Origin of the sequence: Mucilaginibacter pineti (genome assembly GCF_900101875.1) — a bacterium.
Classification (GTDB): domain Bacteria; phylum Bacteroidota; class Bacteroidia; order Sphingobacteriales; family Sphingobacteriaceae; genus Mucilaginibacter; species Mucilaginibacter pineti.
In genome coordinates this window covers 173,129-196,173 of record NZ_FNAI01000005.1, presented here as the reverse complement: position 1 = coordinate 196,173, position 23,045 = coordinate 173,129, and the positions used below count along the sequence as shown (strand labels likewise).

At 42.3% G+C, this 23,045-nt stretch carries 18 protein-coding genes; 16 read left to right on the top strand and 2 right to left on the bottom strand.

All coding sequences use genetic code 11. From position 1 onward, the window contains the following. The first annotated feature begins 99 nt into the window (after window positions 1-99). On the top strand, window positions 100-618 hold the full coding sequence (locus BLS59_RS13185; protein WP_091149749.1) for a hypothetical protein: 519 nt from the start codon (window positions 100-102) through the stop codon (window positions 616-618). Window positions 619-745: 127 nt separating this feature from the next. Next, complete coding sequence (purN, locus tag BLS59_RS13180; RefSeq protein ID WP_091149748.1) at window positions 746-1,324, top strand: phosphoribosylglycinamide formyltransferase; 579 nt, start codon at window positions 746-748, stop codon at window positions 1,322-1,324. Window positions 1,325-1,397: 73 nt separating this feature from the next. On the opposite strand, the gene BLS59_RS13175 is transcribed toward purN, so the two are convergent. Next, complete coding sequence (locus BLS59_RS13175; protein ID WP_091149747.1) at window positions 1,398-3,758, bottom strand: TonB-dependent receptor; 2,361 nt, start codon at window positions 3,756-3,758, stop codon at window positions 1,398-1,400. A gap of 127 nt (window positions 3,759-3,885) precedes the next feature. On the opposite strand from BLS59_RS13175, the gene lpxK reads away from it, so the two are divergent. The 13 genes from lpxK to BLS59_RS13110 all read left to right on the top strand — a co-directional run bounded on the left by lpxK (window position 3,886) and on the right by BLS59_RS13110 (window position 20,224). Continuing rightward, window positions 3,886-4,941: a tetraacyldisaccharide 4'-kinase gene (lpxK, locus tag BLS59_RS13170; protein WP_091149746.1), complete on the top strand. Its 1,056-nt coding sequence runs from the start codon at window positions 3,886-3,888 to the stop codon at window positions 4,939-4,941. Then, a complete protein-coding gene (locus BLS59_RS13165; protein ID WP_091149745.1) occupies window positions 4,913-5,728 on the top strand; it encodes a purine-nucleoside phosphorylase in 816 nt (271 codons plus the stop codon). Before lpxK ends, BLS59_RS13165 begins: the two co-directional genes overlap by 29 nt. After that, a complete protein-coding gene (locus BLS59_RS13160) occupies window positions 5,728-7,836 on the top strand; it encodes a putative porin (protein ID WP_240315231.1) in 2,109 nt (702 codons plus the stop codon). The genes BLS59_RS13165 and BLS59_RS13160 overlap by 1 nt, the downstream gene beginning before the upstream one ends. A gap of 153 nt (window positions 7,837-7,989) precedes the next feature. Then, window positions 7,990-9,060 (top strand): complex I subunit 1/NuoH family protein, encoded by a 1,071-nt coding sequence (locus BLS59_RS13155; RefSeq protein ID WP_091149744.1) that lies wholly within the window; start codon window positions 7,990-7,992, stop codon window positions 9,058-9,060. 103 nt (window positions 9,061-9,163) lie between these two features. After that, window positions 9,164-9,754, top strand: coding sequence for a 4Fe-4S binding protein (locus BLS59_RS13150; protein ID WP_091149743.1), 591 nt, complete (start codon window positions 9,164-9,166; stop codon window positions 9,752-9,754). Then, a complete protein-coding gene (locus tag BLS59_RS13145) occupies window positions 9,751-10,302 on the top strand; it encodes an NADH-quinone oxidoreductase subunit J family protein (protein ID WP_091149742.1) in 552 nt (183 codons plus the stop codon). The genes BLS59_RS13150 and BLS59_RS13145 overlap by 4 nt, the downstream gene beginning before the upstream one ends. After that, the gene (gene nuoK / locus BLS59_RS13140) at window positions 10,299-10,607 is read left to right on the top strand and encodes an NADH-quinone oxidoreductase subunit NuoK (protein ID WP_091149741.1); all 309 of its coding nucleotides are present in this window, start codon (window positions 10,299-10,301) and stop codon (window positions 10,605-10,607) included. Before BLS59_RS13145 ends, nuoK begins: the two co-directional genes overlap by 4 nt. Next, the gene (locus BLS59_RS13135) at window positions 10,607-11,422 is read left to right on the top strand and encodes a hypothetical protein (RefSeq protein WP_091149740.1); all 816 of its coding nucleotides are present in this window, start codon (window positions 10,607-10,609) and stop codon (window positions 11,420-11,422) included. Before nuoK ends, BLS59_RS13135 begins: the two co-directional genes overlap by 1 nt. After that, a complete protein-coding gene (locus BLS59_RS13130) occupies window positions 11,419-13,479 on the top strand; it encodes an NADH-quinone oxidoreductase subunit 5 family protein (RefSeq protein WP_240315230.1) in 2,061 nt (686 codons plus the stop codon). The genes BLS59_RS13135 and BLS59_RS13130 overlap by 4 nt, the downstream gene beginning before the upstream one ends. 5 nt (window positions 13,480-13,484) lie before the next feature. Then, window positions 13,485-15,089 (top strand): complex I subunit 4 family protein, encoded by a 1,605-nt coding sequence (locus tag BLS59_RS13125; RefSeq protein ID WP_091149739.1) that lies wholly within the window; start codon window positions 13,485-13,487, stop codon window positions 15,087-15,089. 6 nt (window positions 15,090-15,095) lie between these two features. After that, entirely contained in the window at window positions 15,096-16,595 is a 1,500-nt protein-coding gene (locus BLS59_RS13120) for an NADH-quinone oxidoreductase subunit N (protein WP_091149738.1), read from the top strand. A 106-nt stretch (window positions 16,596-16,701) separates the two neighbouring features. After that, the gene (locus BLS59_RS13115; protein ID WP_091149737.1) at window positions 16,702-18,009 is read left to right on the top strand and encodes an ammonium transporter; all 1,308 of its coding nucleotides are present in this window, start codon (window positions 16,702-16,704) and stop codon (window positions 18,007-18,009) included. Between the two features lie 307 nt (window positions 18,010-18,316). Beyond that, window positions 18,317-20,224, top strand: coding sequence for an amidophosphoribosyltransferase (locus BLS59_RS13110; protein WP_091149736.1), 1,908 nt, complete (start codon window positions 18,317-18,319; stop codon window positions 20,222-20,224). 331 nt (window positions 20,225-20,555) lie between these two features. On the opposite strand, the gene BLS59_RS13105 is transcribed toward BLS59_RS13110, so the two are convergent. Further along, window positions 20,556-21,212, bottom strand: a complete 657-nt coding sequence (locus BLS59_RS13105; RefSeq protein ID WP_091149735.1) for a LysE family translocator — start codon at window positions 21,210-21,212, stop codon at window positions 20,556-20,558. Between the two features lie 167 nt (window positions 21,213-21,379). Between BLS59_RS13105 and BLS59_RS13100 the strand changes: the two genes are divergently transcribed. Next, on the top strand, window positions 21,380-23,014 hold the full coding sequence (locus BLS59_RS13100) for an MFS transporter (RefSeq protein WP_091149734.1): 1,635 nt from the start codon (window positions 21,380-21,382) through the stop codon (window positions 23,012-23,014). Window positions 23,015-23,045: the final 31 nt, after the last annotated feature.

Sequence of the window (23,045 nt, the reverse complement as noted above, 5' to 3'; positions counted from 1 at the left end):
TTGCTCCGGGTGGTAATAATTTTAATTTAAAAGAGTTATAATTACATCCTGATAGCCAACTAATAACCGGGATTTTTTATTTTTGCCGGCATACGTTCAATGAAAAACAAAGCTCCGTTAATTTTAATTTTAGGTTTGGTTGTTATTAATCTGCTCAGTAATTCGTGCAAAAAAGATAATAACAGCAATATTCCGCATCTGTTAACCAGCGGCGTTTGGCAATTGGCATCTATACAGGTTTATCATTACGTTGGCAGTTCGCAAATTGGCGATGCAGATACACTGAATGCCACTTGCCAAAACACACAGTTTTTTACTTTTAAAACCGACAACACCTGTACTTACACCAATTTTGATTGTTTACCGCAAACATCAACCGGTAACTGGACGCTTACGCCAAACAGGCTCTTCTTTTCGTCGGATATGGTATGTAAAGATACAGTGACAGCCAATGGTGGGAGCAGCAAGCCGTTTTCTAATACACAGATCCAAACGCTGGGTACCTATTCGCTGGTGCTGCAAACTGGCGATGTACAGCCCAATTATTCATCAACAAAACCGCGTACGGTAGTGCGGTACGGATTTATTAGGCAAAAAGCCGTAACAAATACCCCATAAAACACGTAAAATTTTATATTTGAATATTATAAAAAATGGTTTGTTATAAAGTTACCGGTAATCAGCTTAAAATTAATGCAAAACTTTTTCCGGGAGCTTCATCACCTTTGAAAAGCATACACTTTAAATGAAGAAACGAATAGCCATTTTTGCTTCAGGTTCGGGGTCAAATGCCCAAAAGATAATGGAGCATTTTAAACGCAATGCCGAAGCCGAAGTAGTAATTATACTCACCAACAATCCGCAAGCCTACGTACTGCAGCGCGCCGATAATTTTGAAGTACCATCGCACATATTTACCCGTCACGAATTTTTTGACACCGATGATGTAATTAAACTGTTGAAAAACCTGCAGGTTGATTTAATTGTGTTGGCGGGCTTCCTTTGGCTTATCCCCGGTTCGCTGTTAAAAGCTTTCCCTAATAAGATCATTAACCTACACCCATCCCTGCTGCCCAAATACGGCGGCAAAGGCATGTATGGTGATCATGTGCACAAGGCAATATTAGATGCCAAAGAAGAAGAGGGTGGTATCACCATTCACTTTGTAAACGAGCAATTTGACGAAGGAGAGATCATCCATCAATCTAAATTTAAGATAGAGCCTAATGATAACCTGGAGATGATAAAATTTAAAGGCCAGCAGTTGGAGCACCTTCATTTCCCTAAAGTAGTTGAAGCACTATTGAAAAAAATGAAGAGCTAACGCTGATTGTTTTGATTGGCAGATAACATAAATAAGAAAGGCGGATAATTTATCCGCCTTTCTTATTTATGTGTTAAAAGTTTGTGCTTAGCGATACCCCGTAAGTTCGCGGGTTGCCTAAGTGCGATGCGCCGAAATCATAGGCGTAATCAATGGCTTTTTTGTTGCCGATATTGCTTTCCCAGAAAAACAGGCTAAAGCTTTTGGTATCTACACCAATACGGCCGTTAAATTTACTGTAGCCTTTTTGCTCAATCTGGTTAGCAAGGTCGAAATATTGATCGCCTAAATAACGCCATTCGCCACGGGCAACCAGTTTAACTTTTTGCGTGCCGCCAAGGTCATATGCATATTGAAGGGCCAGCATGCTGGTTACATTGGGTGTATAGATCTGTTTATTGCCTTTTAGGTTTAGCACTTCACCATTGTTTGATACGTTCAGGTCGGTATAGCGGGCATGGGTATAACCAAAGTTATAATCTATATAAAACCCTTTAAGTGGTGTAGCGTTCAGCTCAAGCTCGGCGCCCTTGCTGTTTAACCTGCCTGCATTTTTGGTAATGGTGATAGCCTGTGGCAATACCAGTGTTGGTACCTGCGCATCTGTTACCAATGTATAAAACGCTGCTATATTTACACGCAGTTTGTTATCGAAAAAGTTATTCTTTGAACCCACTTCGTAATTGTTGCTGTACTCGGGTTTAAAAGAATAAAGCGGAGGAGCATTCTGAGGGTCCTGACCAAGTTCGGTAATACCGCCTGCACGGAAACCACGGCTATAAGTACCGTACAGGTTATTATCATTCGACAGGTGGTAGGCCACACTTAATTTTGGTGTAAAAGCATTAAAGTTTGCGTGCGATGCGGTATCGGCCTGTGAAACCATTACATCTGCACCGTTTGGCTGGAACGTGCCAAATACGCTTTCGTTCTTATGCTCATGGTCATAACGCACACCTGCTGTTACATCCAGTTTAGGGTTTATAGTGTAGGTGGCTTGCGCATAAACAGCTTCGCCAGAATTTTTGTCGGTATTTACGGTAACGGTGGTAATATTGGCTGGTGCGCCTAACAGTGCTGCGTCGGCACCATAATAAGTGCCTTGTTTATTAGGTGCGTAGTGGTAAAAACCATAGGCACCAGCGGCCCATTTTAAAGCCGAGGTTGATGAAGCCGGTGATGTAAATCTAAACTCCTGGATCACGGTTTTAACTTTATTCCATTTACCGCCGTAATTATTAATTACCGATACTGCATCCAAAGGTGAAAAATCACCGTCGATAGGAGTGGTATAGTACCGGTTATTTACCTGGTAGGATGATTGCGAAGTGAAGTTAAATGCATTACCGGCATAATTTACCGCCAGTGAAGATTGGAAAGTATTGTCGATCATACGGGTAGTGGCATTCTGGTTCACCTTGTATGGTTCGCTGATGGCATCGGCAGGGTTACCGGCCAGGGTAAAGGCGCCATTGTTGCGATTGTTATAGTTTTTAGCGTTCAGCGTTACTGATAGTTTTGAGGTAGCCAGAAATTTCAGGTAATAGTTACCTAAAAAGAAATGCTGCTTATCAAACTTGCTGTTATTAAAAGTATTGGTGTAAAAACCATCAAAGCCCGAATATACACCGGCTACGCCCAAATACAATTTATCTTTTATTAACGGTGCACGTAAACCCAGGCTGTAACGCTGCTGTCCATAATTGCCAAAATCAACACCCGCAAAACCACTTACTACGTTGGTTGGCTGTTTAGTAATGATATTGATAACACCACCTGTAGCATTACGACCATAAAGCGTTCCCTGCGGACCGCGCAATACTTCAATCCTTTCGACGTCGAGCAATTGGGGGATATAAGTATCCAGGCCGTACTGGTTTACACCATCAACATAGGTGGCAACTGCAGGGTCATAAGATGTGGTAACCACACCACGTATACCGCTCACGGTGCGGCTATCGCCCGGCCCTGCCGAGTTCAGGTTGGGGGCTATAGCGGTCAAATCTTTCAGATCCCAAAGGCGGTAATCTTTTATTTGCTTGGCCGATAGTGTGGTAATGCTCATAGGTACCTTCTGCGCATTTTCCTCATATTTTTGGGCGGTTACGGTAACTTCATCAAGCTGGTTACCGGCATCTTTAAGCTCAAAGCTTATAGGGCGCATGGTGCCGCTTAATTTTATGGATTGTTCTTTGGCGGCATAACCTACGGCGCTGATGTGCAGTGTGTAGGTGCCAGAGCTGATATTTTGCAGGGAGAATTTCCCCTCTTTATCGGCAACGGTGCGGTAATTGGTATTTAACAGGTAAACGGTGGCGCCTGCAATGCCCTGGCTTTTATCGTCGGTAACAGTACCCGATAGATTGGCAATTGTTTGGCCTTTGGCAGCTACAAAAATTATAAGCAGTACTAATAGCGTAAGGGTTCTTTTCATTTAAATTGGTAATAATTTGAGATGTATTTTTTTACAAGCGCCAATTATAGCAAACAACCACGGGATTATGGTAAGCGGAAAGCAAAATTGTGAATATTAAGTATTCGTGTATTCATATCTTTACACGATGAAATACCTGCGCTGGCTTCTATTTCCTTTATCGCTTATTTATAGCCTGGTTGTTGTTACGCGCAATTGGTTGTATGATATAGGAGTGTTTAAAGGCCATGCGTTTAATCTGCCCGTGATCTCCGTAGGTAACCTGGATGTCGGCGGTGCAGGCAAAAGCCCGATGACGGAATACCTTATCCGGTTATTAAGAACAAATTATAAACTGGCAACGCTTAGCCGGGGATACGGCCGCAAAACCCAGGGCTTTTTAATAGCCGGTAATAAACCCGATGCATCACAAATTGGCGATGAACCCGCCCAGTTTAAAAGCAAGTTTCCCGATATTACTGTGGCCGTTTCGGAGAAACGTGTTGTAGGTATTGAGCAACTGCGAGCGGGGCATGACATTGTTATCCTCGATGATGCGTATCAACACCGCGCTGTTAAACCAGGGTATAGTATTTTATTATTTGAATACAGCCGTGTTAACGAGCCGCATCTGCTGTTGCCTGCCGGTAACCTGCGCGAACCTTTTAGCGGGCGTAAACGTGCCGATATTTTAATTGTAAGTAAATGTCCTGCTGATTTATCATCGGGCGACCAATTGGATATTAAAACACGCTTAAAACCATTGCCCAAGCAGGTGTTGTTTTTTACATCGATAATTTACCTGCCTCTGCAAAATATGGATGGAACAGCTAACGGTACAGTTATCGACAAAGACACCACCGCGTTTCTACTCACCGGGATAGCCAACGCGGCACCATTACTGCATCATCTTAAAAAACAAACGCAGCATATTATCCATCATAATTATCCGGATCACCATCGCTTTAGCTTAAAAAATATCAGTAAACTTGCCGATGATTTTCTTGCGTGTGCATCACAAAAAAAAATCATTATCACAACAGAAAAGGACGCGCAGCGTTTAGGGGAACAGGAGTTGCTGCCCGAGGTAAAAAAACTGCCAATTTTGGTATTGCCAATTGGTATTGAGTTTTTAAATAACAGCCGGCAACAGTTTGATAATTTAGTAACCGAATATGTTAGAGAGCATACAAAACACCGTTAAATATATAAAAAGCCGCATTGGCGATTTTGAACCTGAAGTAGGTATAATTTTAGGTACCGGCCTTGGTGGCCTGGTAAAGGAAATTGAGGTTGAAAAACAGCTGATGTATTCCAACATCCCAGATTTCCCTATCTCTACATTGGAGTTTCATTCGGGGAAACTTATTTTCGGTACGCTTGCAGGTGTAAAGGTTGTGGCTATGCAGGGTCGTTTGCATTATTATGAAGGTTATAACATGCAGCAGATCACCTTCCCGGTTAGGGTATTGAAGTACCTGGGGATAAAAACGCTGTTTGTATCAAATGCAAGTGGTTCGCTCAATCCGGCCTTTAAAAAAGGCGACCTGATGGCTATCACCGATCATATTAATTTACAGCCTCAAAACCCGCTCATCGGGCGTAATGAGGAGGAGCTTGGTCCGCGTTTTCCGGATATGAGCCAGCCTTACCGCCGCGACCTGATAGAAAAAGCCTTGAACATAGCATCGGCAAACAATATTACCTGTCATAAAGGAGTTTATGTTGCTGTAACCGGACCTAATTTGGAAACCAAAGCAGAGTATACTTATTTAAGGATCATAGGCGGCGATGTTGTAGGCATGAGCACCGTTCCGGAAGTTATTGTTGCCAACCATATGGGCCTGCCTGTTTTTGCCATATCGGTACTTACTGATGAGGGTTTTACAGATGAATTGCAGCCGGTATCTATTGAAGATATCTTAAAGATAGCCGAAGAGGCCGAACCCAAACTTACGTTGATCTTAAAAGAACTGATAGCTGGTATTTAATGCACAAAAAGCTGAAATATATTTTATTACTGCTGATGTGTATTTCGGTACGCTCGGCTTTTGCACAATACAATAACCCGGCCGGGCAACGACCGAGGCCGCTTAATATGCGCGATACCGTTAAAAAAGTTAAAGAGGTTAGCGATGACGAATTACTGGATAGTTTGCGTAAAAAGGAAGAAAACAAACGCGATTCAGTAATATTTAACTCCAAATTTATACGGATAACCAACGCCGATCTGCTTAACGATAGTACGCAAACATTTGCTATTGATACTGGCATTACCAATTTTGAAAATTACAGCGTATTGCTTGATCCGCGAAACCCACGCATCCACCTGGGCTACACCGGCGTTTCTCAGCGCAGCCTGCTCTTTGAGCCGTACAAAAATATAGGTTTTGACGCCGGGCAGCACGCCCTTGATATTTACGCCCTGGCACCAGAGGATATAAGATATTATAACGCCAGGGTGCCACTCACCACACTGTCGTTGTTTAATGGTTTTGGCAGCACCGCCGAGCAGATCTTTAAAATTCAGCATACCCAAAACATAAAAGAGAACTGGAACGTTGGTTTTAACCTTAATTTCAATGGCTCGCGTGGGTTTTACAGTACGCAAAGCATTTTGCAACAAAACGTAAGTGATGTTAATGCAGCGATATATACCTGGTATGAATCGAAAGGAAAGCGCTATAACCTGCTTGCCAATATTATTTATAATAATTTAAAAGCGCCCGAAACGGGGTCGATACTTAACGATTCCGTTTTTACAAGCAGCAGTAACCAGCTTTACTTTAAAAATTCGGCCGCGGTGCGCCTTCCCAACAGTTATGAAAACTGGAAAGAGAGGAGTTTTTTCATAAAACAGTTTTACTATATAGGCCGTATTGATAGTTTGGGTAAACAAAAAGGGAAGGCCAATTCAACGGTTTTACCAACGCAGCGTGTAGCACATACTTTTTTTGTGCAAAGCAAAACGTACAATTACCGGCAAACCAATCAGCCAGATACCTATCACGTATTTCCCGATTACTATTACAGCGTTAGTAAATCAAACGATTCATTGAACGTTACTGATATCCGGAATGAATTTTCATATAGCTTTTATCTCAGAAGTAAAGCTGCAAAAGCCTCAAAAAACGAGTTGAAGCTTGATCTTGCGCTGGTGCATGATCTATATCATTACGCGCAATATGTAAGCGATACTACTATGAATGAGTATGGTTTAAAATACATTCACCAGGAAAGGGTACAAAGCCAAACCTTTCAGGATATCACGCTGAAGGGTAAGTTAAGCTACCGCTTAAGTGACCGTATTGGTCTTGAAGGCGATGTGAAACAGATAGCCCAGGGACGGGATTTTGGTAATTATTATTATGGCGCAAAGCTTACCCTTTCGGGCGGTAAAAAAGCGGGCAGGATTATTTTGGAGGCATTTTCTCAAAATAGCAGTCCGCCGCTTATTTACAATAACTGGATCTCTAACCATTATATATTTCATAACGATTTTAGCAATCAGAAAACAACCAGTGCCTCTTTCAACTACATCAACAACCCGCTGGAACTTGATATCAAGGCCGAATATTTTTTAATATCTAACTACCTGTATTTCATAGCCCAGCCTGGCGGTGTTGATGCGCACCCGGCACAATTGGGTTCAAGTATTAACCTGCTAAAGGTTAGCATAGGTAAAAACTTAACATGGCGTAAGCTGCATTTTGATAATTACGCCGTTTATCAAAAAACAGATTACCAGTCAACCCTGCGCACGCCGGAGCTTTATACATACAGCAATTTATATTACAGTACTTTGCTGTTTAATGTGCTGCAATCAAGTGTTGGTGTAAATGTGCGGTACAATACGCAGTACGTGGCGCCATCCTATGCAGTTGGTATCGGTCAGTTTTATAACGGACCAGATGTTACGTTCTCGTCGTACCCTGTGGCTGCAGTTTATTTTAAGGCCACTTTACAGCGTACCAATTTATTCTTGATGTATGATTATGCTAATCAAAAGCTTTCAAGCAAGGGTTATTACACTGTAAACAGATATCCGCAACAAGATGCCCTTATCAAATTTGGCGTAAGCTGGACGTTTTATAACTAATCTTATCAATATATTGATAAGAAATATAATTCCTCTTCTTTAGAACGGATTGAGTGAGGCCTCCCATAATCCCTATCAACTTAATATACTTATTGCAGTATCGCCTAAAATATTGTAACATTTGTTAAGTTTGCAGCTTTACAAAACGGGCCCTTGAATTATTATTTAACATATTTTATTGTAGCTGTTGGCTTGTTTAGTTTTTCGGCCTTTTTTGCGTTGTTCGGGGTTTATGCCGAGCGCAAAATTTCGGCATTTATACAAGACAGGCTTGGCCCTACAGAAACCGGAAAGTTTGGTTCACTGCAAACACTGGCCGATATATTAAAGATGATTCAAAAGGAACTCATCATTCCGGCGGCTGCCGATAAGTGGTTGTTTATGCTGGCACCTGCAGTAATTTTCATTGCAGTTTACATGGGTTTTGCTGCCCTGCCCTGGGCACCGGGCTTGGTGCCTTCCAAAATAAACTTAGGCATCTATTATATCTTCGCCATAATTTCCATAGAAACATTGGGCATCCTGATGGCCGGCTGGGGATCGAACAATAAATATTCCATCTTAGGTGCTATGCGCTCTGCCGCGCAGATCATTTCGTATGAGATCCCGGCAGGCTTCGCCATTATATCTGTAGTAATGATAGCGCAATCGCTGGATCTGCAGGTGGTGGCTGCCCAGCAAGGTGTCTTATCTGCCGAAAAAATAAAATTCGTAGGTTTTTGGGATGTAACCAATATTGGTGGCTTTTTCAGCTGGAATATCTTTCGCGCGCCGCATCTGATAATCGCTTTCGTAATCTATTTTATTGCCTCACTGGCCGAAAGTAACCGGGCTCCGTTTGATATTCCCGAGGCTGAATCGGAATTGGTTGCAGGTTTCCATACCGAATTTACGGGTATCCGTTTCGCGCTGGTTTTTTTGGCCGAATATTCCATGATGTTCCTGGTGAGTATGATAGGGGTTATCTTGTTCTTAGGCGCATGGAATTCACCACTGCCCAATATAGGTTCGGTACATTTAGCCACGTGGACAACCGGCATGGGCTGGGGCATATTATGGGTTACCCTAAAAACATTAGGTTTAGTCGCTGTACAAATGTGGATACGGTGGACGCTGCCCCGTTTCCGTGTAGATCAGCTGATGAATCTCTGCTGGAAGGTATTAACTCCCCTGGCCTTTATCTGTATGCTGATATCGGGTATTTGGAGACTTTGGCTCATGTAGGAAGATTTCGGATTTCGAATTTTCGATTTCGGATTCATTTTTTTAGGATTTAGAAATTAGGGTTTAGAATTTATTTTTAAGATTGGAATTTAATATTTAGAGTTTGTTAAAAAAAGTCATCAACGGTTTTACTACGGCATGGAAAGGTTTAAGCCTTACCGTGAAGCACCTCTTTGCGGCCAACAGCAAGCGCGAGATTGTTACCGTGAGCGACAGTAATTACTTTAAACAACTGGAGAAAGGCACCAACACCATTCAATATCCTAAGCAGCAATTGCCGGTACCAGAGGTTGGTCGTTACCAGCTGGATGTGGAGATGGATGATTGCATTGTGTGCGATCTGTGTGCCAAGGTTTGCCCCGTTAATTGTATTGATATCGAGGCTATAAAAGCTACTGAGGCTATCGGCCAAACATCCGATGGTACCACTAAGCGCTTGTATGCTGCCAAGTTTGATATTGATATGGCCAAGTGCATGTATTGCGGTCTTTGTACCATTGTGTGCCCAACCGAATGCATCACCATGACCAACCAGTACGATAAAACCGTATTTGAACTAAGCGACCTTGTTTACCAGTTTTCAGACATGCCACCCGAAGTAGCTGCCGAAAAGCGCGCCCTGTTTGATAAGCAACAGGCCGAAAAGCAAGCCGCCAAACTGGCTGCCATGCAAAAAAAGGAGGGCGGGGCATGAGTTTAGTGCGTGTGCTGTTTTATTTAATGAGTTTTATTGCCATAGCCTCGGCATTATACGCCGCATCTACCAAAAATCTGGTGCGCAGTATCTTTGTGTTCTTCGTTACCCTGTTTGCTCTTGCGGGATTATATGTGCTGGCTCTTGCCGATTTTGTGGCCGTAACACAGGTAGTTATCTACGTGGGCGGGATATTAGTGCTGATACTGTTTGCCTTCATGTTATCGGGTAAGGAAACGCTTGATGTTATGCAGCAGCAAAAAGGTAAATTTCTTAGTTTGGCTAAATTGCCGGCAATACTGCTGTCAGTCGCGTTTTTTATAGTACTGATCAATGTAATAATAAAGGCCGATGCAGATAACCTGACTTGGGTAAAAGATGCAATCAACCTTAAAAATACCATTGCGCCGAACGATGTAATGATAGATAATATAGGCGTTAATTTGATGACGCGTTATCTGCTGCCTTTCGAGGCTATCTCTATTTTATTGCTGATGGCATTGGTAGGGGCTGCCCATTTATCGCGTAAGGAGGGCAGTAAAGCATGATCACATTAACCGATTTTATGATAGTAAGCGCTGTACTGTTTTGTACAGGCTTATACATGATCGTATCCAAACAAAACGCCATCCAGATATTAATAGGTATAGAATTGATCCTGAACGCCGCTATATTAAACATGGTTGCCTTTGGTAAATACGACAGGGTAAACAACGGGGGGCAAATTTTCGCTCTATTTGCCATAGTGCTTGCAGCAGCCACAACAGCGGTAGCACTGGCAATAATCCTTAACGTATATCGCAAATATAAAACCATCGATCCGGGCCGGATTGATAAACTGAGGGACGAGTGATGAGAAAGATTTTTACCATTATTTGTTTATTGATTTCTACCGTCGCTATTGCGCAACATAGGGATACTATGTATGTTTCAGGAGGCAAGCTTGTACTTCGTGATGCAACTATTAAAAGCGGAAAGGCTTATATTGAAGTTGATGGAAACGTTTTTACCGGTAAGTTAAGTAGTATTAAACCTGACGACATTCAAGAGTTTTCTATTATTAAAATATCTGATGCGCAACAAATGTTTGGGACTAAAGGGCAAAACGGAGCGTATTTTATAAAAACGAAAGCGGGTCAAAAAGTTCTTGATGCATCACTAAACCCTGCCAGCATCGCTTTGGATACCGCAAAAGAACAGCAATACAATCATGCGCTAAGTAGTTCTGTTTCTGGTAATAGTGATAGTTCCACATATGTGGTAGATGGCGAGCCGTTAACGAAGAAGGAAGCAGATAAAATCAATCCCGAAAATATCATTAGCATTAATGTTTTAAAAAAGGATAAAAACTCGTTTGAAACATCTTTAACTCATGATGTAATAATCATAGTTACAACCACAGGTGCAGTTAAAAGTTATCAAAAGAAATTTGGTGCGATTTCTAAAGAATATAAGGCTTATTTGGATGCTAATAAAAACGACGATAGCGCTTTACTTTATATGAACACTGTAAACGGTGAAATATACTATCCAACTAATAAAGACCGAATAAAAGCTATATATGATTTTTCAAACGATATTAAAACACTGAGCTTTAGCAGGCGGGAAAACAAAGGTGTTAGTATATTTCCTGCTATGTTAAGTATTGAAACAAATAAACAAAATTGAACAACCTACTACCATATCAAGATAGCATCCTTATCACCTGTACTATTGCAGCTGTGGCATTGCCGCTGCTTGCTGCTTTGGTAAACTTTTGCCTGCCGGTAAAAAGTAAGGTGGCGGGCTGGGTATCGGCATTGGCCATTTTGGGAAGTTGTGTTTTGGCGGCTAAAGTATTTGCAGGCATTTGGAATAACCATGACATTCATACACAGCAGGTTTGGTTTACCATTGGCAGCACTAAAGTTTTCGCGGGGATATTGTTAAATAACCTATCGGTATTGCTGTTACTGCTGGTTTCGGTTATCGCGTTGCCGGTGCATATTTACTCCACCGCCTACATGAAGCATGACGACAGGTACAGCCGTTACTTTACTTACCTCAGTTTCTTCTGTTTCAGTATGCTGGCTTTGGTTGTGGTTGATAGCCTGGTACTGTTCTACGCGTTTTGGGAGTTGGTGGGTTTTTCATCGTACCTGCTTATCGGTTTTTGGTTTACGAGGGATAAGGCAGTACAAGCCAATAAAAAAGCTTTTATTATAAACAGGATAGGGGATATAGGTTTGTTATCAGCCATTATTATCCTGTTTACCCAATATCACACTTTCGATATCGTTACCCTTTTTGCCGAAAAAGGACTAATTTCACAATCTGTTGTAAATAACGATTTGTGGATTGCACCAACGGGCACCTTGCCCGTCATTTGGCAATACATAGCCTGCGCGGGTATTTTTATGGCCGTAGCTGCTAAATCCGCGCAATTTCCATTGCATACCTGGCTGCCAGATGCCATGGAGGGACCAACATCGGTTTCGGCGCTTATTCATGCGGCTACAATGGTGGCGGCGGGTGTTTTCCTGTTAGGCCGGGTTTATCCAATGTTCACCCAAACAGAGTTAACGGCGCTGGCCTGTATAGGCTGCTTTACGGCTTTTATGGCGGCAACCATCGCGCTTACCCAAAATGATCTGAAACGTATTTTAGCTTACTCCACCATATCGCAGTTAGGGTTTATGATCCTGGCGATGGGGGTGGGGGCTTATTCCTCGTCGCTGTTCCATTTGGCTACGCACGCGTTTTTTAAGTGTCTGTTATTTTTGGTGGCCGGTATTGTTATCCATCAAATGCAGCACATTAAGGACGATAATAACCTGGATATCGATCCGCAGGATATTTCGCTAATGGGTGGGTTGCGCAAAAGACTGCCGCTTACTTTTATTACAGCCGTTATTGCCGGACTGGCGCTGATAGGTTTGCCGCTTACATCGGGCTATCTGTCGAAAGATGGTATCCTGATCCAGGCCTTTGAATGGAGCGACGGCAAAAGTATTTGGTTTAAAATTATCCCGCTAACGGCGTTACTCACCAGTTGGCTTACGGCTTTTTATGTAGTAAGGTTAATTGTAAAAGTATTCTTCGGCGAGTTCAGGTTGCTAAATATCGTCCCGAACATAAAGGAACACATTACCGATGGCGGCTGGCAGTATAAGCTCCCGCTTATATTATTGGCTGTTTGCTGTCTGTTCCCGCTGTTCTCTATCAATCCGCTATCGTATGAACATGCCTGGTTGTTCAATGGGCTTAATATTTCGCGCCTCACTAAGTTCGAAAGTATTTATAACCTTATTATTCCCGTTGCTGTAAATGTGGTGAGTTTAGGTGTGATGTTTTTCGCTTTCACTATTTATTCAAAACCTAAAACCGCCCTGTTCCCGCAAACCGGATTGTTTTATCAATTATCATATAATCAATGGTATTTTGATGCTATTTATAATCGCATTATTATAAAACCAATATTACTTTTATGCCGGGCCTGTTTCAGGTTCGATCGTCGTATTATCGATGGCTTTATCCACTTATTAGCCCATACCAGCGGTTACATTGCCAAACTGGCCATGTGGACGGATAGGAATATTGTTGATGGCTTTTTGCATTTAATGGCATCTATAGTGCAAAGTATTGGCAATTTTGCGCGTAAATTTCAAAACGGAAAAGTGCAGTACTACCTGTTTAGTATGCTGCTGATTGTGCTGGCGCTGTTCATTTTAAAAATACTGATATAAACCTGATGAATATATTAACCTTACTCATATTTATACCTGTACTCTTTGGCATTATCATTATGCTGCTGCCATCATCATTGCGCAACAGCTTTAAATATATAACTCTGCTGGCTACTTTAATTCAACTGGGTATCAGTATTTGGATGTACCTTAACTTTAAAACGGGTGCAAATTTTGGCGGTATCAATCACGAAGATCAGTTTCAGTTTGTGCAAAAGCTCCCCTGGATCTCCCTTAACCTGGGCAGTTTCGGCAAAATGCAGATCGACTATTTTGTAGGTATCGATGGCATATCTATCACGCTGCTGGTAATGACATCGCTGGTAATGGTCATCGCAACGCTGGCTACCTGGGAAATAAAGAGCAACCTCAAAGGCTTCTTCCTGTTATTTTTACTGTTGGATATGGCAGTTGTCGGTGTGTTTTGCGCGTTGGATTTCTTCCTGTTTTATATGTTTTATGAACTGATGCTGCTGCCGCTGTATTTCCTAATTGGTATGTGGGGCGGTGCACGCAGGGAGTACGCAGCTATCAAATTTTTCCTTTATACGCTATTCGGCTCGGTGTTTATGCTGCTGGTGATGGTGGGCTTATACCTTTCGGTAACAGATCCGGCAACGGGCAACCATACTTTCAACATTGTACAAATGATGAACCCGGCCAATTACAGCGGCAATTCGGTATTTTCCATTGCCGCGCATCAAACCATACTGGGTATGCCTGCCCGTACGGTTGGCTTTGTGGTGTTGTTCATAGCATTTGCTATTAAAGTTCCCGTTGTACCACTGCACACCTGGCTACCCGATGCGCACGTGGAAGCGCCTACCCCTGTATCTATTATATTAGCAGGTATCCTGCTAAAAATAGGCGGCTATGGCATCATTCGCATCTGTATTGGCATTTTTCCGGATGTGGCTACAAACCATGCGTTCTGGATTGGTTTGCTTGGGGTTATCTCGATATTATACGGCGCGTTCAATGCGCTGGCTCAAAAAGACCTGAAACGGATGATCGCTTATTCATCTGTATCGCACATGGGCTTTGTACTGCTGGGCATCGCTTCACAAACAGCCGAGGGGGTTAGCGGCGCGGTAATGCAAATGGTAAGTCACGGGTTTTTATCAACCATGCTGTTCTTTTTAGTTGGTGTATTGTACAATCGTGTGCATGACAGGGGTATTAACCACTTCCGTGGGTTAGGGAACTTGATGCCAAAATATACGGCTTTTGTAATGATCGCCTTTTTTGCATCGTTAGGGTTGCCGGGCTTTTCGGCATTTGTGGCCGAGGCATTTACATTGGCTGGTACATTTAAATCGCACAACGTAAACGGGCTTTTACCTTATTGGATGGCCATTTGCGGTACACTGGGTATCCTGCTTGGGGCAGCCTATTTTTTGTGGACGCTGCAGCGCATGTTTTTTGGTCAGGAGTCGTTAAAAGGGGGCGACGTTTGGAAAACAGCCCTTGTTGATCTTAACCTGCGCGAAAAACTTACCCTTGCGCCACTGGCTATAATAGCTTTGGTGTTAGGTATAATGCCTTCGTTGGTGTTTGATAAGGTTAACGATTCGGTACTTGCACTTATCCAGTTTTTACAAGCTAAATAACCATAAATGCACGATCTGCTGCCGCACATATCAGTTCAGTTAAATAATGTTTTCGATAGCATCCGGTTTTTTATGCCCGAAATTTACCTGGGTGCGCTGTTCCTCATCGTTTTAATAACCGATCTGATTTTTGGTAAAACGTCTACCACCCTTTGCCGTATTGTGGCGTGTGCAGGTATTGTTGTTGTAATGTTTAAGGATTTGCAACAGGTTGCATTAATATTGGATGGGCCGCATTTGATATTTACCAATATGCTGCTGCTTAGTCGCGGTGGGGTATTCTTTAAGCTGATTATTGATCTGCTGGCGTTTATCCTGCTGCTGTATTTTACCTGGGACGATAAACTGAGCAGTCATCAGAAAGGATTGGCCGATCTTTACACCATTACCATCGCATCCATATTTGGTCTGCACCTGATGGTGATGGCGGTTAACCTGCTTTCCATATACCTTGCTATAGAAATTGTATCCATCGCGTCATACCTTATGGTAGCCTACCGTACCGAGAACGCCTTTAGTACCGAGGCCGGTTTAAAATATGTACTGTTTGGCGCGGCATCCTCGGCAATTATGCTGTATGGCATCTCGTTGTTGTATGGCTTTAGCGGTTCACTTGATCTTTTTTCAGCTGGTTTTATAGATCAGCTAAGTAAAGTAAATACCATAAGCTCATCCTTCGCGGTAATTTTAGTGCTGGTGGGTATTGGGTTTAAATTATCCTTTGTTCCCATTCATTTTTGGGTGCCCGATGTGTACCAGGGTGCGCCAACGCCGGTTACCGCTTATCTTTCTACTGTACCTAAAATAGGAGCGTTCGCGCTGTTGTTTAACTTTTTGCCGCCATTTCTGCTGTTGGGCAAATGGACGGGGTTTGATCTGTCTATCATACTGGCCGTAGCGAGCATTGTTACCATGATAGCAGGAAATTTCGCTGCCGTAATACAAAGTAACGTTAAACGGATGCTGGCCTATTCCAGTATTGGGCATACAGGTTTCGCACTGATGTCAGTTTTAATCCTGAATCAGCAGGGTTTATCAGCCTTAACTTATTACCTGTTTGTTTATGCCCTGGCAAATATTGGCGCGCTGGTGCTGGCCACCTATTTCAGCAATGTTGCCGGTGTTGATAATATGGATGGGTACAAAGGGCTTGGCCTTAAATACCCGGTTGCGGGTGTTTGTTTTACCATAATATTGGTATCGTTAACCGGTTTGCCGGTGAGCGCCGGCTTTACAGGTAAACTGTTTGTATTTTCGGCGGTGTACAACATTTATCAGCAATCGCACAATATATGGCTGGTGCTGCTGATGGGCACGGGGGCTTTAACTACAGTGGTGTCGCTTTTTTACTATATCAAAATTCCGCTTAATTTATTTCTGAAACGAGCAGATATTTCTGAAATTACCTATAAAAAAGACTATAATCCTTTAATTTTAGCAGTGGTAATAAGTTTTGTGCTTGTTTTATTAGGAATATTCCCAAATTTCGTTATTAAGTACCTGTAATTGTTTTGTTTGGTATTATTTTAAATAAAAATCAACGATTATTCGTTTTTTTATAATAAAAATCATACTTTCAGGCCCTTTTTGATACGTAATATTCTAAAACTTAATGAAACGGTATATTCCTTTCTTAATTATTCTAATAATTCTTACCCTAACTTTTGTTTTTCCATCGGTTGAGTTTAAAAATTCCGGTCACCCCAATTTTAATACCGGGGATATAGCCTGGATGCTCATGTCAACCGCCCTTGTGCTGATTATGACACCCGGACTGGCCTTCTTCTATGGCGGTATGGTGAACAAAAAAAACGTGATCTCTACAATGCTGCAAAGTATTGTTTGTATGGTCATTATCACGGTACTATGGGGCATATTTGGTTTTAGTTTGGCATTTGGTGATAGTTTTCATGGTATAATTGGTAACCCGGCAACCTTTTTTATGATGAAGGGGATGTTGGGCAACGCCACCTGGAAAGCCGCGCCAACCATACCTTTGCTGTTGTTTGCCATGTACCAGCTTAAGTTTGCCATTATTACCCCGGCGCTTATTACAGGAGCTTTTGCCGAACGAATCAGGTTTAACTCATATATCATTTTCCTGGTATTGTTTTCCATCTTCATATTCTCGCCTTTGGCGCATTGCACCTGGCACCCGGATGGCATACTTGCCAAATTTGGCGTGCTTGACTTTGCCGGCGGTACTGTAGTACACATGAGCGCCGGATGGGCTGCTCTTGCATCGGCATTATATTTAAAACGCCGTAATGATGCTAACCATGCCCCGGCCCGTATCACCTATGTAATGATAGGTACCGGTTTGTTGTGGTTTGGCTGGTTTGGCTTTAACGCGGGTTCGGCCTTTGGTGCAAATGCTTTGGCGGTAACGGCTTTGGCTACCAGCACTACAGCATCGGCAGCGGCCGGTGTTACCTGGATATTTTTTGATATGTTAAGAGGCCGTAAACCATCGGCAATGGGTACCTGTATCGGTGCTGTTGTGGGTTTGGTTGCCATTACCCCGGCTGCGGGCTTTGTATCGGTGCCGCATTCACTGGCTATCGGGATTATATCGGCAGTAGTGAGTAATCTGGTGGTTGAATGGCGTACGCGTACTTCTATTGATGATACGCTTGACGTATTCCCTTGCCACGGCGTTGGTGGTATGGTGGGTATGTTGTTGACCGGCGTATTTGCCAGTCAGCATGTAAATGCTAATAACACTACCGGCAACGGACTGTTTTTTGGCGAAACACACCTGTTCCTGGTGCAATTGGTAGCGCTTGTTTGCGTGTCTATCTTTGCTTTTTTCGGCTCATTGTTATTATTGAAAATTACCGATATGATCTCACCGTTAAGGGTATCGGCCGCAGAGGAGGAGATGGGACTGGATATCAGTCAGCATGGCGAAAGGCTATAATTAAATTCGAATTTCAAACCAATCAAATAAACCTGAGAGTCCGGCTGTAAAGCCGGATTTTTTTTTGAGGATTTTGTCGGAACCGGGATTAAGCAGATTTGTTGGATTATTGGATTTGATTAGCAAGGATCAAAATCATGTTAATCCTTAAATCTTGTAAATCATGGTTCAGACAAAAGCCACTTTATACAGAAATTAACACACCGTTAAGTCTATTTTAATTTAAATGTTTAAACTACTATTTAATGACAAATGATTTTATAAAGAGTTCATTATAAATGATACCTTTGCAGCCTCATTCCGAATCATGAGCGATCAGATTAAACATGAATGCGGTGTGGCATTTATCCGCTTATTAAAGCCACTATCATTTTATCAGAAAAAGTACGGAACTGCTCTGTATGGCCTGAACAAGCTTTACCTTTTAATGGAGAAACAACATAACCGGGGCCAGGATGGCGCAGGTGTTGCTACCATTAAATTGGATATTGAGCCTGGTAAGCGTTATATAAGCCGTCACCGCTCAATGGCCTCAAACGCTGTTGCTGACATTTTTGAATATATCCAGAAGAAGTTCGCGGATATTCAAAAAGAAACCCCCGAAAGAATGGCCGATGCCGAATGGCTGAAGGAACATGTGAGCTTTACGGGCGAAGTTTTACTTGGTCACCTGCGTTATGGTACCCACGGTAAAAATAGCATCGAAAGCTGCCATCCATTTTTAAGGCAAAACAACTGGCAAACCAGGAATTTGGTTATTGCAGGTAACTTTAACATGACCAATGTTGATGAATTGCTGCAGCAACTGTACGACCTGGGACAGCACCCCAAGGAACAAGCCGATACCATTACAGTGCTCGAAAAAATGGGCCACTTTATTGATACCGAAAACCAGGGACTGTTTGACCAGTATAAACGCGAGGGATTGGACGATAATATGGAGATCAGTAAGCTGATAGCCAATGATATGGATGTTGCCAAAATTCTCCGTAAATCTGCCAAGAACTGGGATGGTGGTTACACCATTGCGGGGATACTTGGCCATGGTGATGCCTTTGTAATGCGCGACCCGGTGGGTATACGCCCGGCTTATTATTATTATAATGATGAGATTGTGGTTGCAGCATCAGAGCGCCCAGCCATTCAAACCGCCTTTAACGTACCAATTGAAGAGATCAGGGAAATTCGCCCGGGTCATGCTTTGATCGTTAAAAAGAACGGTAAGATAACCGAGGATATGTTTAGCGAGCCTAAAGAAAAGAAAGCCTGCTCATTTGAGCGTATCTACTTTTCAAGGGGTAGCGACGCGGCCATTTACCGCGAGCGTAAACAACTGGGCCGTTTGCTTTGCCCGCAAATATTAAACGCGGTTGATAATGATATAAAAAACACCGTATTCTCTTACATCCCCAATACTGCCGAAGTTGCTTTTTATGGCATGGTAGAGGGGGTACACAAATACGTAAAAAAATACCAGCGTGATAAGCTGCTTAACCGCGAGGATAAGATAAGCGAAGAAGAATTAACAGAGGTATTAAAGCTTGCCCCAAGGGTTGAAAAGATAGCCATTAAGGATGTTAAGCTGCGTACCTTTATCACCCAGGATGCCGACCGCAGCGAAATGGTTGCCCACGTTTATGATACCACATACGGTTTAATAAACAAGGATGCAGATACGCTGGTTGTGCTTGATGACTCCATTGTTCGTGGTACTACGCTAAAACAAAGTATCCTGAAGATCCTGGACAGGCTTGGTCCTAAAAAGGTGGTTGTGGTATCGTCGGCACCGCAGATCCGTTATCCGGATTGTTATGGTATCGATATGTCGCGTATGGGTGAGTTTGTTGCATTTGAAGCTGCCATCAGCCTGTTAAAGGAAATGAAGCGCGAAGACATTATTGCTGATGTTTACAAGAAGTGTAAAGACAGCATTAAATTGCCTAAGGAACAGGTGCAAAACTACGTAAAGGCTATATATGAGCTGTTCACAGATCAGCAGGTATCTGACCGCATTGCGCAGATTATCACTCCAAAAGAAATAAAATGTAAGGTTGAAGTGATTTATCAAACACTGGATAACCTGCACATTGCCTGTCCCGATCATACCGGTGACTGGTACTTTAGCGGTGATTACCCAACCCCTGGCGGTAATAAAGTTGTTAACCGCGCCTTTGTTAACTGGATGGAAGGTAAAAACCAAAGGGCTTACATGTAAAGCCCCCTGAAAGGGTTGATATTTGAGGCGATGGATTTAGGTTCATCGCCTTTTTTGTTGGGTTTTTATTTGTCATTCTGAGCGGAGCGAAGAATCTATTGTACATCATCAAAGTCGCAGATTAGAATTGCTTAATACCTACCCATGATAAGTAATATGTAAAGGGCCAGTCACCCTGAGCTTGTCGAAGGGGCGTGCGTAAAGGCCTTTGCCCGCTATGCTTCGACAGGCTCAGCATGACAGCCCGTTTTTATAATTTTCCATGTCATTTCCCCCTTTGGAGGCCACGGATTTTAAAATTCAGAATGACAAAATGTGTTTACTTGATTGCTCAAGATGCTACCGGCGCAGAAAATATAAAATGGGTAACCAACTTATCAATAAGCACCAATGAGGCTATTATAAGCGCTATACCGGCAACTTCGTTAAGGCGGTGGATGAGTTTAACCGAGATCTTATCGCGCAGCTTATCGGCATAAAAGGCCTTTATAGTATCCATGCTGAACTGTACAATAAGGATGGTTAAAAACATAATAGCAATATGGAGCGAGCGATGAGGCGCGCCGACGTGAAACGTGGTACTGGCGGCACCAATAACAACCGTCCAATGGATAAGCAGGGAGGGGTTAAAAATGCACATTAAAAAGCCCTTGAAAAAGTACCCTGCCTTATCAATACCTGATGGTACTTTATTGCCGTAATTGATCTCGGCTTTTTTAAACATGTAGTATACGCCAACAGTAAACAGGATAACTGCGCCGCCTATACCTGCAATAATTTTGGTATGGTCAGAGATATCAACGTACTGCGAACCAAAGAGTATGCCACCCACAAAAACCACATCGCTGCATACTACACCGAGGGCAAGGGCAACACCTGCATGAAAACCTTTTTCAATGCTGGTTTTAATAAGAGCAAAAAAGACCGGGCCAGTAATAAACGTCAGCACTAATCCAAACCCAATTCCCGAAATAATGGCTTCTATCATTAATTGAGGCGTTGTTCATTTTTGAACAATGCGAATATGCAATTTTATCTCTTAAACAACGAAACATAAAATTGTGATTTATTTAATTTGAAAAAGTGTGTAAACTTTTACAAAAAATGGATTATGTTTAGCGTTTCAAAATACATTCTGAATAACTAAACTAAGAAATGGAACAAAAAAACGCTAAGAATTATGCCTCGGCCCTGTATACCCTGGTAATTGTATTTTTTTTCTGGGGCTTTTTGGCCGCCTCAAATGGAGTATTTATCCCCTTTTGTAAAGAGCATTTTCATTTAACACAATTTGAATCTCAGTTGATAGATTTTACCTTTTATGGCGGTTATTTCATTGGTTCACTGATACTTTATTTTGCTTCGCAGGCCAGTAAGGTTGATATCATGAACAAGCTTGGTTATAAAAATGGGATTATATTAGGTTTAATTATATCGGCAGTAGGCGCTTTGGGTATGATTCCTGCAATCGCTACCGGATCATTTGGGTTTATATTGGCGGTGTTCTTTATCATAGCAGTTGGTTTTTCCTTGCAGCAAACAGCCGCAAACCCGTTTGTTGTTGCCTTGGGCGAACCAGAAACAGGTTCAAACCGTTTAAATTTTGCCGGTAGTATCAATAACATTGGTGGTTTATTAGGTCCGGTGGTTGTAGGCGTTATCCTATTTGGCTCCGCAACTGCTAAAATTGAGGCAAAAGACGTTCAAATTTCATCGGTAAATAACCTTTATTACATGCTTGCCGGGTTGTTCATCGCCGTTGCGGTTTTCTTTTGGTTCTCTAATCTGCCTAAAGTAACCAGCGACGAAAAAATAGAATCAAGCTCAAAAGCCAACACGCCGTTATTTATCATATTCATCGCATTTTTATTGATATTGGCTGCTGATCCTTTAAGCAACGCTATTCATATCCCAAGCCAATATTTCGTATATGCTTCACTGGCCATTATTGTATTAACATTGGTAGGTACTATTTTTGCAGCAAAAGGCAGCAAAGAGGGTTGGGGAGCAATGCAATATCCACAGTTAATTTTAGGTATGCTGGCCATTTTTACTTACGTAGGTACCGAGGTAACTATCCAAAGTAATATGGGTTCTTTATTAAAGACACCGGAGTTTGGCTCGTTTGCTGAGTCGGCCATTTCACCTTATATCTCCTTATATTGGGGTAGCTTGATGATCGGCAGGTTTGCGGGCTCAATTGGTGCGTTTAACTTATCAAAAACTACAAAATACATACTTTACGTATTAGTGCCTTTTATAGCATTTGGCATAGTGCTATTGGTAAATGCCGTAACGGGTGTTAATGTAAGTAACCTATATGTTTACGCGGTTTGTGTGGCTATATTGATAGTTGCTTTCTTTATTGGTAAGCAAAAACCAACACGTACCTTATCGGTATTGGCATTATTGGGTGTCGCATTTATGCTTACTGGTTTATTGACCACCGGCAGGGTTGCAACCTTTTCTTTCATTAGCGGTGGTTTATGCTGTTCAATCATGTGGCCATCTATATTTTCGCTAGCCATTACTGGTTTGGGTAAATATACCAGCCAGGGTTCGGCTTTCCTTATTATGATGATATTGGGCGGTTCAATTATCCCGCCATTACAAGGTAAAATTGCCGATGGCAGCGGAGATATTGTTAAAGGCATGAGCGGTATACATTTCTCCTACATTGTACCTGCATTGGGCTTTGCTTACCTGGCATATTTTGCCTGGAAAGTAAGCAAGGAATTACGCAGCCAGGGTATCGATCTTGACCACGTTGAAGTAGCGGCAGGTCACTAATCTTTAAAAACTCATTAAGTCATTGGGTCAT